Genomic DNA, 12,731 nt, shown 5'->3' with positions numbered 1-12,731 from the left:
ACGCAAACGCCGGTGCCGTTCACCCAAGTGGGCGTCGGCACCGGCGTGTTGAGCGAATCGCGGGACTCATCCCACGAGGTTGTCCGCCATCTCCTCGGTGATGCTGGACTCCGTGCCCGGGATGCCGAGGTCCTGGGCCCGCTTGTCGGCCATCGCCAGCAGGCGGCGGATACGGCCGGCCACGGCGTCCTTGGTCAGCGGCGGGTCGGCGAGCGCGCCCAGCTCCTCCAGGGAGGCCTGCTTGTGGTCCATGCGCAGCCGGCCGGCGGCGGCGAGGTGCTCGGGGACGTCGTCGGCGAGGATCTCCAGGGCTCGCTGGACGCGGGCGCCGGCGGCGACGGCCGCGCGCGCGGAGCGGCGCAGGTTGGCGTCGTCGAAGTTGGCGAGACGGTTCGCCGTGGCACGCACCTCGCGGCGCATCCGGCGCTCCTCCCAGGCCAGCACCGACTCGTGGGCGCCGAGTCGGGTCAGCAGGGCGCCGATCGCGTCACCGTCACGGACGACGACCCGGTCCACTCCGCGCACCTCGCGGGCCTTCGCGGCGATCGACAGGCGGCGGGCGGCGCCTACCAGGGCGAGCGCGGCCTCCGGGCCCGGGCACGTCACCTCCAGGGAGGAGGAGCGGCCCGGCTCGGTGAGCGAGCCGTGCGCCAGGAAGGCACCGCGCCAGGCCGCCTCCGCGTCACAGGTGGCGCCCGAGACGACCTGCGGGGGCAGGCCGCGGATCGGCCGGCCCCGGCCGTCCACCAGGCCGGTCTGCCGGGCCAGCTGGTCACCTCCGGCGACCACCCGCACGACGTAACGCGAGCCGCGGCGCAGTCCGCCGGGCGCCATCACGATCAGTTCGGAGCTGTGGCCGAAGATCTCCAGGATGTCCCGCTTGAGGCGGCGGGCCGCCATCGCGGTGTCCAGCTCCGCCTCGATCACGATGCGCCCGCTCACCAGGTGGAGGCCGCCGGCGAACCGCAGAATGGCGGAGACCTCCGCCTTCCTGCAGCAGGTACGGGTGACGGGGAGCCGGGAGATCTCGTCCTTCACCGCTGCCGTCATCGCCATGGGCCGATCCTTCCATGCATCCGAAAAATACGGTCGTACGCGGCGGCCAACAGCTCCGGGTCGTGCCGAGGAGTTCCGTCACTCCGGGCTACCGGGGCCAGCTCGACCGCGGCACCGAGCCGCTTGGCGGCCTCGGTGAGCACTTCGCGGTCGGGCACGGCGGCCTCGTCGGCCAGCACCACGTCCAGGGCGAGTTTAGGGGCGTGTCGTCCCAAAACCTCCAAATGACGCTGCGGGGAGAAGCCATCGGTTTCTCCCGGCTGCGGGGCGAGGTTCAGGGAGAGCACCCGGCGCGCCTTCGTCTGGGTGAGCGCGTCCAGGAGTTCGGGCACGAGCAGGTGCGGGATCACCGAGGAGAACCAGGAGCCGGGGCCGAGGACCACCCAGTCCGCGTCGAGGACGGCCGCCACCGCCTCCGGCACCGCGGGCGGGTCGTGCGGCACGACGTGCACGGACTGCACCTCGCCGGGCGTGAGCGCGACGGTCGCCTGTCCCCGCACAGTGTCGACGTCCTCGGGCCGGTCCGGGTCGTGGCCCTTGACCAGGGCCTGGAGCTCCAGCGGCACGGCGGACATGGGCAGCACGCGCCCGTGCGCGCCCAGCAGCCTGCCGACCAGGTCGAGAGCCTGGACGTGGTCGCCGAGCTGCTCCCACAGGGCGACGATCAGCAGATTGCCGACCGCGTGTTCGTGCAGGTCGCCCTGGGACTGGAAGCGGTGCTGGATGACCCGGGCCCAGGTCTGGCCCCACTCGTCGTCGCCGCACAGCGCGGCCAGGGCCTTGCGCAGGTCGCCGGGGGGCAGCACACCCAGTTCGTCGCGCAGGCGCCCGCTGGAGCCGCCGTCGTCGGCCACGGTGACGACCGCGGTGAGGTCGCCGGTGATCCGGCGCAGTGCGGCGAGCGAGGCGGACAGGCCCATGCCGCCACCGAGGGCGACCACCTTGGGCTGAGTGCCGCGGCGGCGGGGTTTGGCGCCGCGGGCCTCGACTGGCCGGCTCGCGCGCCCCTCGGGCACGACCCGGCGCAGCCTGCCCAGCCGGGGAGTACGTCCCGTCATTCCCGTCCCATGTCCCGGTGCACGACCACCGTCTCCACGCCCTCGGCCGCGAGGCGCGCGGCGAGCTTCTCCGAGGTGGCGACCGAGCGGTGCTTGCCGCCGGTGCAGCCGATGGCGATGGTCACGTACCGCTTGCCCTCACGGCGGTAGCCGGCCGCGATGAGCCTGAGCAGTTCGGAGTACCGGTCGAGGAACTCCTTGGCGCCGGGCTGGTTGAAGATGTACGCGGCCACCTCCTCGTTGAGGCCGGTGAAGGGGCGCAGCTCGGGGACCCAGTGCGGGTTGGGCAGGAAGCGCATGTCCGCGACCAGGTCGGCGTCGACCGGGAGGCCGTACTTGAAGCCGAAGGACATGACGGTGGCCCGCAGCTCGGGCTCCTCCTCGCCCGCGAACTGTGCGTCCATCTTGGCGCGCAGCTCGTGCACGTTCAGGCTGGAGGTGTCGATCACCAGGTCGGCGTCGCCGCGCAGCTCGCGCAGCAGCTCCCGCTCGGCGGCGATGCCGTCGACGATGCGGCCGTCGCCCTGGAGGGGGTGCGGGCGGCGCACCGACTCGAAGCGGCGCACCAGGGCGTCGTCGGAGGACTCCAGGAAGACGATCCGCCGGGTGACCTGCCTGCTGTCCAGGTCGGCGAGGGACTCGCGGAGGTTGTCGAAGAAGCGGCGGCCGCGTACGTCGACGACGACCGCGATCCGCGCCACGTTTCCCTGGGAGCGGGCGCCGAGCTCCACCATGGTGGGGATCAGCGCGGGCGGGAGGTTGTCGACGACGAACCAGCCGAGGTCCTCCAGACACTTGGCAGCCGTGGAGCGACCGGCCCCGGACATACCGGAGATGATCACCAGCTCGGGGATGGCCGCGTCCGGGACCGCGGCCGTCTCGTTGGGCGTGCCCGTACTCACCTGTGCTCCGTCTCCGGCTTGGCCTTGTTGCACGTCGTGCTCGTTCACATTCATGTCTCCTGCCCCCGTCGTTCGTCCGGGGCGCCCGTCGTCACGGGCTCCCCACCGGAACCCATGGTGTCGGGTTCCTCTTCCATGATCTCTCCAGTCGCCGTGTTCACCGCCGGCGTGGCCGGAGCCGTCCGGGCGAGGGCCACGGCGATCGTCTCGGCCGTCTTGCGGCCTATGCCGGGAACCTCACAGATCTGGTCGATGGTGGCGGATCGCAGTTTCTTCAACGAACCGAAATGCTTCAGCACTGCCTGCTTGCGCGCATCTCCGAGCCCCGGGACCTCGTCCAGAGGGCTCGACCTGAAGCGCTTGGCGCGCTTGGCGCGCTGGTAGGTGATCGCGAAGCGGTGGGCCTCGTCGCGGACGCGCTGGAGGAGGTAGAGGCCCTCGCTGCTGCGGGGCAGGACCACCGGGTCGTCGTCGTCCGGCAGCCAGACCTCCTCCAGGCGCTTGGCCAGGCCGCAGACGGCGATGTCGTCGATGCCGAGCTCGTCGAGGGCCTTCTTGGCGGCGGCCACCTGGGGCTGCCCACCGTCGACGACGACGAGCTGGGGCGGGTAGGCGAAGCGCTTGGGGCGGCCGTCGTCGTCCTTGAGACCGTTGCCGAGGCCCTCCTCGCCGTCGGTCCACTCGCCCGTCTTCTCCTTCTCGGCGAGGTAGCGCCGGAAGCGGCGGGTGAGCACCTCGTGCATGGAGCGGACGTCGTCCTGCCCCTCGAAGCCCTTGATCTGGAAGCGGCGGTACTCGCTCTTGCGCTGGAGCCCGTCCTCGAAGACGACCATGGAGGCCACCACGTCGTCACCCTGGAGGTGCGAGATGTCGTAGCACTCGATCCTGAGCGGGGCGCTGTCCAGGTCCAGGGCGTCGGCGATCTCCTCCAGTGCGCGCGAGCGCGTGGTCAGGTCGGAGGCGCGCTTGGTCTTGTGCAGGGCGAGCGTCTGGAGCGCGTTGCGCTGCACGGTCTCCATGAGGGCCTTCTTGTCGCCGCGCTGCGGGATGCGCAGCGACACGTGGGATCCACGGCGCCCGGTCAGCCACTCCTGGACCGGCTCCACCGGGTCGGGCAGGGCGGGGACCAGGACCTCCTTGGGGACCGAGTCGCCGGTCTCCTCGCCGTAGAGCTGCTGGAGGGCGTGCTCCACCAGGGCTGCGGTGGTGATCTCCTCGACCTTGTCGGTGACCCAGCCGCGCTGGCCGCGGATGCGTCCGCCTCGGACGTGGAAGATCTGAACGGCTGCTTCCAGCTCGTCCTCGGCGACCGCGATGAGGTCGGCGTCGGTCGCGTCGGCGAGCACGACCGCGCTTTTCTCCATGGCCTTCTTCAGGGCCTCGATGTCGTCGCGCAGGCGGGCCGCCCGCTCGTACTCCATCTCCTCGGCCGCCGCCGTCATCTGCTGCTCCAGGCGCCGCAGATACGTGCCCGTACGGCCGACCATGAAGTCGCAGAACTCGTCGGCGAGTTGGCGGTGTTCCTCGGCGGAGACGCGGTCGACGCAGGGTGCGGAGCACTTGCCGATGTAGCCGAGCAGGCAGGGGCGGCCGGTGCGGGCGGCGTTCTTGAAGACGCCGGCCGAGCAGGTGCGGACCGGGAAGACGCGCAGCAGGAGGTCGACGGTGTCGCGGATCGCCCACGCGTGGCCGTACGGCCCGAAGTAGCGCACGCCCTTCTTCTTGTGACCGCGCATCACCTGTACGCGCGGGAACTGCTCGTTCATCGTCACCGCGAGGTACGGGTAGCTCTTGTCGTCGCGGTACTTGACGTTGAACCGGGGGTCGTACTCCTTGATCCAGGAGTACTCCAGCTGGAGGGCCTCGACCTCGGTGGACACCACCGTCCACTCCACGGACGCGGCCGTGGTGACCATGGTGCGGGTGCGGGGGTGCAGGCCCGCCAGGTCCTGGAAGTAGTTCGCCAGGCGCTGGCGCAGGCTCTTCGCCTTTCCGACGTAGATCACCCGGCGGTGCTCGTCGCGGAACCTGTACACCCCGGGAGAGTCCGGGATCTGTCCCGGCTTGGGGCGGTAGCTGGAGGGGTCGGCCATGTCTCACACCCTACTGGCGGGGGCTGACAGCGCGGCGAGCCCGTGGACGACGGACCGACGCCTTCCGCGGGACTCCGGACGGTGAGAACCGCCGGTACCCGGCGGCGGCCGTCGGTGACCTCCTGGAGACAAGCCCGCTGCCCGACGATGGCACGGGCGAGCTCCTTTTCCGGCTTTCCGGGTCCTCGGTGAACACGTCCACATTCCGAGACCCGGCTCGTGAGGGGACGGCCGGCCTCGCGTCCGCCCGGCGGCGGCTCCACCGGGGTGCTCGTCGGCGACCGGCTCGAAGGGGCCGGGGCACATGAGCGGATTCCTGCCCAGGTCGGCACTGGCGCGAAGTCGGCCAGGAGTGCACCGCGGTTGGGCATCAGGTGTTGTCGGGGCTTGGTCAACACGCTTCAATGCGGGGGAACTCGGGGCCCTGAACGTCGGCGTACGGATGTGAAGACCCCCGGCGCCGGATCGGTGGCCCCGACACTCCCGCGAACGGTCTGACCAGCCGTTGTGAACATTCACAGAAAGGCCCCTGCATGCCGCACGCCACACAGCACGCGGACGTCGCCACCGTCGCCATCGCGGAACTGGACTCGGCCCTTCGTGTCGGCCCCTTCCATGTCGCGCTGCGCGCCGCGATCGCCGCCCGTGGGCTGCCGCTGCAGCGCGTGCAGCACCATCTGTCGCGCCACGGGGTCAAGGTCGGCGTGACGAGTCTGAGTTACTGGCAGCAGGGCGCCCGGCGCCCGCAGCGCCCAGAGTCGCTGCGGGCCGTACGGGCGCTGGAAGAGATCCTCCAGTTGCCGGAGGAGTCGCTGATACGGCTGCTCGCCCAGCCCGACGAGGACCAGGGCGCACAGCGGCCCGCGGCACGCTCCTACCGTTCCCTCGTCGAGGCCTCCGGCGTCCTGGAACACCTGCTGGCCGAGCTGGGCTCGCCGCTCGACGGCGGCCTGCACACCCTCGGGCACCACGAGCGGGTGCGGATCGGCGGGCGCCGCGAACTGGCGGGGCGCGAGTCGCACCACATCGTGCGCGCCCACCGGGACGGCGTCGACCGCTTCGTGGCCGTCCACCACGGCGATCCGGGGTGCGCTCCGGAGCGCATGACCGTCCACGCGGTGGAGAACTGCCGGACGGGACGCGTGCGTTCCGACCACGAGACCGGGGTGCTGGTGGCCGAGCTGCTCTTCGACACCCGGCTGCGGGCCGGCGACACGTTCCTCTTCCGCTACGGCGTCGAGGACGGTACGGCCGGTGTGTCCCGGGAGTACGTCCGCGGGTTCGGGCCGGCGGGCGGCCAGTACGCACTCCAGGTCCGCTTCGACGAGCACGCGCTGCCGGTGCGCTGCCACCGGTTCGCCCAGCACTCTGCGGCGGCGCCGCGCAGCGGGCGCCAGGAGCTGGCCCTGACCGGCCGGCACCACTCCGTGCACCTCGTCGAGCCGCGAGTGCGATCCGGGATCGTGGGGATCGGGTGGGACTGGGAGTGACTCCCCCACTACAGGGCCGGTGAGCGCGCGTAAGCGTTTGCGCAAGCGTTTACGTGTCGCCCGGTATGCGATACGTTCCCGGTGCCGCCACTGCTGTTCTGGCGCTTCCGCTGCCGTTCCGGGAGGAGGACTCCATGCCGACCATGGCCGACGTCGCACGCAGCGCCGGTGTGTCCGTGGCGACCGTCTCGCACGTGCTGAACGACACCCGGCCGGTCCTGCCGCACACCCGCCAGGCCGTGCTGGACGCCGTCGAGGAGCTCGGTTACACGCCCAACACCCTCGCCCGCTCCCTGGTGACCTCCCGCACCCGGTCCGTCGGCCTCGCGGTGTCGGCGATCAGCAACCCGTACTTCACGGAGATCCTCCAGGGAGTAGAGGCCGCCGCCCTGGAGCACGGCTACAGCCTGCTCATCGCCGACCCGCACGACGATCCGGAGCACGAGCTCAAGGTCGTCCAGCTTCTGCACGAACGGCGGGTGGACGGCATGATCGTCGCGCCCTCCGCCGACCCGCGGGAGCTCGTCGCCTACCTCACGCGTCACGACGTACCCACCGTGTTCCTCGACCGGGTGATCGACTCCCCCGAGGACCGCACACCGCGCTTCGACCAGGTCTGCGCCGACAGCGCCGAACCGACGGCCCAGCTGGTCACCCATCTCGCCGAGCTCGGCCACCGGCGGATCGCCCTGGTCGCGGGGCGGGCCGGGCTGAGCACCACCGGCGAGCGGATCACCGGGTACCGGCACGGCCTGGCCGCCGCCGGGTTCCCCTACGACGAACGCCTCGTCGTGCACGGCGACTCCGAGTCGGACGGCGGCGAACGGGCCACCGCGGCCCTGCTGTCCCTCGCCGCGCCGCCCACCGCGCTCGTCACGGCGAACAACGCGATGACCATCGGCGCCCTGCGCGTCCTGCGCGGGCGCGGCCTGTCCGTGCCGGACGACATCGCCCTGTGCTGCTTCGACGACTTCGCCTGGGCCGACCTGTTCACGCCCCGTCTCACCGCGATCGCCCAGCCCGGCAAGGAGATCGGCGCCCGGGCGTTCCACGTCCTCCTGGAGCGCCTCGCCACGCCGGACCGGCCCGCCCGGACCGTGCGGCTCGCCTGCGCCTTCGTCCACCGCGCCTCGTGCGGCTGCGCCGACGAGCCGGAGCCGTCGGCGCAGGGCTCACCGTTCCTGCGGCCTTCGCAGTCCGCTCAGCCGCCGCAGTCCCCTCAGCCCTCGCAACCCTTGCAGCCATCGCAGTCCGAGAGAGGAACCGTCGCGTGATCGCCGTCGCCGGAGAGGCCTTGATCGACCTGGTACCGCAGGGCACGGGTGCCCTCGCGGGCCTGAAGCCGGCACTCGGCGGCGGCCCCTACAACACGGCCCTGGCCCTCGGCCGCCTCGGCTCCCCCACGGCCTTCTGCTCCCGCGTCTCGTACGACGCCTTCGGCGAGGCGCTGCTCGACGGGCTGCGGGCGGCGGGGGTGGACGTGACGGCCGTACAGCGTGGCACCGAGCCGACGACCCTCGCGGTCGCCACGATCGACACGCAGGGCTCGGCCGCCTACTCCTTCTACGTCGACGGCACCGCGGACCGGCTGTTCACCGCGCCCGCGGAGCTTCCCGCGGGGACCCGGGCGGTCTCGTTCGGGACCTGCTCGCTCGTCCTGGAACCGGGTGCGAGCGCCTACGAGGAGCTGATACGGAGCGCGTCCGCGCAGGGCGTGTTCACCGCGCTCGACCCGAACATCCGGGCGGGACTGATACCCGACGCGGACGCCTACCGGGCCCGCTTCAAGAGCTGGCTGCCGTCGGTGTCACTGCTCAAGCTCTCCGAGGAGGACGCGCTGTGGCTGGGCGGCACCCCGCGCGAGTGGCTGGCCGCGGGGCCCTCGGCCGTCGTGATCACCCGGGGCGGCGACGGGCTGACGGCCTTCACCAGGGACGGCGCGGTGCACGCGGTGCCGGGCGAGAAGGTCGACGTCGTCGACACGATCGGCGCCGGCGACACCGTGAACGCGGCCCTGCTGCACGGTCTGTCCGCCCGTGACGCCCTGCCCTCGGAGGCGCTCGCCGGCCTGGGCACGGACGGCTGGGCACGGTTGCTGAGGTTCGCCGCGCGGGCGGCGGCGATCACGTGCTCGCGTGCGGGGGCGGAGCCGCCGTATGCGGCGGAGCTGGCCTGAGACGGCGACTGTCGGACGGGGCACCCCGGGTGATGCCCCGTCGGACCGCTATTCGTCGAGCAGCAGCTGGAAGGCGTCGGCGAAGGAGCACCCGCGCCGGCGCCGGACGGCGTGGATCAGTTCGAGCGCCCGGACGAGTGAGGCCTTGCCGCCCTGCGCCCAGTTGCCGAGGTTGAGGACCCGGGCCGTCTCGGGGCTGTCCCGGTCCGCCGGGACGCTCCGCAGGACCTGCTCGTACGCCTCGTCGCCCGGCTCCTGCGCGCGCATCGCGAAGATCTCGTCGCGTGACGCCGGGACGAACACGCAGAACAGCAGGCTCGGGTGGAGGATGTCGAAGCCGAACGCGAGACCGGTGACCTTGAGCGCGGAGGGCGGGTAGAGCCCGTCGAGGCGCGGCGACACCTCGCTGGACAGGCCTCGTCGGGCGGCGGCGAAGGGGCTGGGGACGCCCGTCGGCACATAGGACCCGTCGAGGGCGTTCCCGGGGAGACCGTCCGCCGCCGAGGGAAGCGGATTGAGGAGCTGACCGGTCCGCGGATCGGTGTCGTCCAGGTAGCGATTGAGGTTTTCCGCGACGGCACAGGTGAGACCACCCGGGTAGGTCACCCGCCGGGACCGTTCGCCGTAGAGGACGTGGCCGTCCTCCGTCACGATCGTCACGGCGTTGTCCATGATGTTCGACAGCCGACTGCCCGAGACGTCGCCGTCCCGGATCAGGGCGTCGAGCTTCAGGAAGTACCGGTACACGTGGAGCGGGGGCGAATCGCCCTGCGTCTCTCTGAACGCCTCGTCGAGCCCTTCGTAGTCGTACCAGCCCACCGGGCCGAGCCGGAGCCGGAGCACCGGAACCTCCAGTGCCGACGTCTCGTCGACCGGCGAGGCGCGGAAGTCCAGCAGGCGCGTGTTCGGGCCGTCGAAGAACACCTGGCCGATGGCTTCGGCGCGCTTCTTCTTGGCTTCGATCGTGCGGTCCCGGGCCTGCGCGAGCTCCGGTGGGATGTGCAGGGGAACGTGCTCGTACTCGACCCGCACCCGGTCCTCGGTGAAGTACACGTCCTCGGCGCCCCAGAGTCTGACGGCGCTCACCCACCCTCCCGGGTGGTAGTACAGCTTGTCCCGGGCCGCCTCTTCGACGGAGCCCGGCGGGAAGTCGGGGGTGCCCGACTTCCCGGTCTCGACCAGTTCGCGCACGAACCGGGCGTACTCGCTCCGGCCCGTGACGTGTCGCAGGCCGTCGAACGGCATCGGCATGGAGGTCAGCGCCTCGTCGAGGACGAAGACCAGTGCCTTCTCCCGGCCGAAGGCCATGCCGACCTCCAGCCACACCCATGGGGACTCAAGGCTGGCCGGCGACAGGTAGATCACGACGTGCGAGGACTGTTCGATCGCGTTCCGGACCGTGCCGAGGATGTCCGCCCCGTGCCGGATGTCACGCCGGTACTCGAAGTGGCGCACGCTCTGCCGGTCGAGCTCTGCCAGGAGTTCGTCGACCTGCGCCGCGTCCCGGCTGGAGAAACTCACCATCACGTACGGCTCGGTGGTCCCGTGTGTCACAGGGCGTTCCCTTCGGCGGGTGCGGGGAGGGCCGCGAGCAGTGGTCCAAGCACCTCGGGCGGGTCCCCCACCGCCAGGAGAAACTCGAGTTGGCGGCGCATGGAGGTGAGTTCGGCGCCGTCCGCGGAATGGGCCGCGAAGGTGTAGTGGCGCAGTGCCTCGACAGGCGGTACCGGAGCCATGCCCTTGTCCAACAGGTGCTGATGCAGGGCCAGTTCGGCGAGCGTCGCGTGCTCCCAGGTGTCGTTCGGGCCGACCGGGCGGCGCTCGACGGCGAACCGGACCACGGGGAGCAGGGACTCCGCCAGCGTCACATCGTCCTGGCCGCCATCGAAGTGCTGCCCCCTCACCCGTACGAGGGCAAGGGCGTTGATCCCCGGGTAGTAGTCGCCGGGATCGGCCTCCATGCCCTTGCGATACGCCTCGATGGCACGGTTCAGATGGGCCGAGGCGTTCTTCTCCTCGAGACGGAAGGCGAGCTCGAAGGCTCGTTTGGCCGCGCTGCCGAGCAGTCCCCAGGTCTCGGAGGACCCCGGGTGGCGGTCGTCGAGCAGCAGTAACCTGCGTTCGGCCTCTTTCAGGTACTCCAGCCGCTCCACGGGCGTTCCGGCACGGTGGATCAGCGTGAGGGCGTACCGCTGCTGCATGCGGATCCGGCCGAAGGAGACGTCGGCCGCGGCCAGCGGCTCGAGCAACCTGCGCCCCTCGTCGAAGTCGCCCAGCGTCACGAGGGCCAGCCCGATCTGCTCCAGCTGGTCGCGGCAGTTGCTGTCGGGCAGTCCGTCCGCCCGTACCTGGTCGGCGAGGTCGAGCAGTTTCCCGGCGTCGCGCAGTGCCGCGGCCAGGGTGATCTCCTCGCTGTAGCGCGTGAGCCGCGAGAAGAGCTCCACATCGGCGTCAGGAGGCAGTTGTACGGGCTCCAGCGCGGGGAACACCGCCCACACCGGGCTGTCGTCCCCCCGCCGCGTCGCGTTCAGCGCGGCCTTGAGCTTACGAATGGCCGTGACCGCCTGCCGGTCGCTGACCTTCTTCATTCCCCGCTCGTAGCGCTGGATGGTCGAATGCCCCAGGTCGAAGGGCGGCGTGACCCAGTTCGGCGCCATCAGGAGCGTGGCGTGGGGCCGCCAGGCGTGTCGCACGCCCAGTTCCCACAGGACGTTGGGGTTGAGCGTGGCGAGATCCGCCACGAAGAGATCGGCGGTGTTGATGCTGTGCAGCATGCGCGCGTCGATGCTCTTCAGGCCGGCTTCCAGGTCCGTGCGGATCGGTCGGTATCCGCTGTCGAGGAGGGCGGGTACGACCACCCGGTGCCAGGACTCGTCCGCCTCGAAACGCTTGAGTTCCCGGGTGGAGTCGGCCTTGACGCCGTACGGCATGGCGACGAACGCCGTCGGCGCCTCGGACTGGCTCTGGGTGGGGGTGAGGCGCAGCACCAGGTGGCCGAGGGCTTCGGCGGACCGGGCGAGGGACTCGGTGTGGTCCTCTCCTTCGCGGCGTCCCTCGGTCACCGCGACCACCACGAGCTCTTCGGGTTCATCCGCTGCCTCGACCGGGTGGCGCAGGCTGTCGCGGGCGTGACTCAGGATCGCCTGGTTGACGGCGCGGAATCCGTCGTCGTCGGCCTTCGCTCCCGGCACGGGGATCAGGGCGGCCTTCGCCTGCGTGGTCAGCGTGCGGAAGCGCTCCTCCCACTGCGGCCCCTTGTCGGCGACGGAAGCGCCCACGAACTCCTCGGGGTCCTCGGTGACCAGGAGTTCGACCGGGATACCGGCGCGCAGTGCCGCCCCGGCGGCGAGCAGGTCCGTGCCCGCGGCGGCGGAACCCACGGCGAGCCGCGGCCGGAGTCCGGCGATGAGGAGCTTCAGGCGCTCCTCCAGCCAGTCCACGGCGGCATCGGGGAACACACCGTCGGGCCCTGAGGGACGCCGACCGGTAAAGACGATGATCACGTGGCCTCCCGTTCCACCCAGTGGGTGGTTTCCTGGCCGACGATCCGCTCCACCATCTCGGCGAGCAGGGTGTCGATGTCGGCCGTGTCGCCGTAGTGCCCCGCCCGCGCCAGGTACAGGTAGTGCTCGCGGCGCAGGTTCTCACACACGGACCGGTAGTTGATCCAGTTCTCCTGGAACTTGAACAGTTGCTGTGCGCCCTCGATGACCGCGACGAGGGCGCCCATCAACGCGGGTATCCAGTTGGGCGCGGAGGCGGCGACGGTCACCGGAAGTCCGGCCGCCAGCATCAGCGTGGCCAACTTCAGTTGTTTGAAGCGGCGTTGGGCGAGACTGCTCTTCCGGTCGAACCAGTGCAGCTGGTCCTGGAGCCGGTCCCAGGTGACGTCGGCAGGCCGTGCCGCCCGCGGTTCCACCGGCCCGCCCCGAGCTGCCGGAATACCAGGTTCCGCC

The 12,731-nt window shown here is 71.3% G+C and carries 10 protein-coding genes; 3 read left to right on the top strand and 7 right to left on the bottom strand.

What is annotated here, in order from left to right; translation table 11 throughout:
- Nucleotides 1-66 precede the first annotated feature (66 nt).
- Genes whiA through uvrC form a run of 4 tightly spaced genes read right to left on the bottom strand, consistent with a single transcriptional unit; the run spans nucleotide 67 to nucleotide 5,109 of the window.
- Nucleotides 67-1,056 (bottom strand): DNA-binding protein WhiA, encoded by a 990-nt coding sequence (whiA, locus tag ACFWWR_RS34165; RefSeq protein ID WP_030039584.1) that lies wholly within the window; start codon nucleotides 1,054-1,056, stop codon nucleotides 67-69.
- Nucleotides 1,047-2,114, bottom strand: a complete 1,068-nt coding sequence (gene yvcK, locus ACFWWR_RS34160; RefSeq protein ID WP_383860785.1) for a uridine diphosphate-N-acetylglucosamine-binding protein YvcK — start codon at nucleotides 2,112-2,114, stop codon at nucleotides 1,047-1,049. The genes whiA and yvcK overlap by 10 nt, the downstream gene beginning before the upstream one ends.
- Complete coding sequence (gene rapZ / locus ACFWWR_RS34155; RefSeq protein WP_383860782.1) at nucleotides 2,111-3,070, bottom strand: RNase adapter RapZ; 960 nt, start codon at nucleotides 3,068-3,070, stop codon at nucleotides 2,111-2,113. The genes yvcK and rapZ overlap by 4 nt, the downstream gene beginning before the upstream one ends.
- Nucleotides 3,067-5,109 (bottom strand): excinuclease ABC subunit UvrC, encoded by a 2,043-nt coding sequence (uvrC, locus tag ACFWWR_RS34150; RefSeq protein ID WP_383860779.1) that lies wholly within the window; start codon nucleotides 5,107-5,109, stop codon nucleotides 3,067-3,069. Before uvrC ends, rapZ begins: the two co-directional genes overlap by 4 nt.
- A gap of 533 nt (nucleotides 5,110-5,642) precedes the next feature.
- On the opposite strand from uvrC, the gene ACFWWR_RS34145 reads away from it, so the two are divergent.
- From ACFWWR_RS34145 to ACFWWR_RS34135, 3 genes are all read left to right on the top strand, one after another.
- Nucleotides 5,643-6,599 (top strand): hypothetical protein, encoded by a 957-nt coding sequence (locus tag ACFWWR_RS34145; RefSeq protein WP_384307376.1) that lies wholly within the window; start codon nucleotides 5,643-5,645, stop codon nucleotides 6,597-6,599.
- Nucleotides 6,600-6,733: 134 nt separating this feature from the next.
- A complete protein-coding gene (locus ACFWWR_RS34140) occupies nucleotides 6,734-7,873 on the top strand; it encodes a LacI family DNA-binding transcriptional regulator (protein ID WP_384307373.1) in 1,140 nt (379 codons plus the stop codon).
- Complete coding sequence (locus tag ACFWWR_RS34135; protein ID WP_384307370.1) at nucleotides 7,870-8,775, top strand: carbohydrate kinase; 906 nt, start codon at nucleotides 7,870-7,872, stop codon at nucleotides 8,773-8,775. Before ACFWWR_RS34140 ends, ACFWWR_RS34135 begins: the two co-directional genes overlap by 4 nt.
- Before the next feature lie 48 nt (nucleotides 8,776-8,823).
- Here the strand turns inward: ACFWWR_RS34135 and ACFWWR_RS34130 are convergent, their stop codons facing one another.
- From ACFWWR_RS34130 to ACFWWR_RS34120, 3 genes are read right to left on the bottom strand one after another with little or no spacing between them, the layout of a single operon-like run.
- Nucleotides 8,824-10,329: a toll/interleukin-1 receptor domain-containing protein gene (locus ACFWWR_RS34130; RefSeq protein ID WP_384307367.1), complete on the bottom strand. Its 1,506-nt coding sequence runs from the start codon at nucleotides 10,327-10,329 to the stop codon at nucleotides 8,824-8,826.
- Nucleotides 10,326-12,278: a TRAFs-binding domain-containing protein gene (locus ACFWWR_RS34125; protein ID WP_384307364.1), complete on the bottom strand. Its 1,953-nt coding sequence runs from the start codon at nucleotides 12,276-12,278 to the stop codon at nucleotides 10,326-10,328. The genes ACFWWR_RS34130 and ACFWWR_RS34125 overlap by 4 nt, the downstream gene beginning before the upstream one ends.
- On the bottom strand, nucleotides 12,275-12,694 hold the full coding sequence (locus ACFWWR_RS34120; protein WP_384307361.1) for a DUF4231 domain-containing protein: 420 nt from the start codon (nucleotides 12,692-12,694) through the stop codon (nucleotides 12,275-12,277). The genes ACFWWR_RS34125 and ACFWWR_RS34120 overlap by 4 nt, the downstream gene beginning before the upstream one ends.
- Nucleotides 12,695-12,731 lie beyond the last annotated feature (37 nt).

Origin of the sequence: Streptomyces sp. NPDC058678, from assembly GCF_042714835.1 — a bacterium.
Lineage (GTDB): Bacteria > Actinomycetota > Actinomycetes > Streptomycetales > Streptomycetaceae > Streptomyces.
The sequence above is the reverse complement of the archived record's forward strand: the minus strand, read 5'-3'. Positions and strand labels throughout refer to the sequence as shown.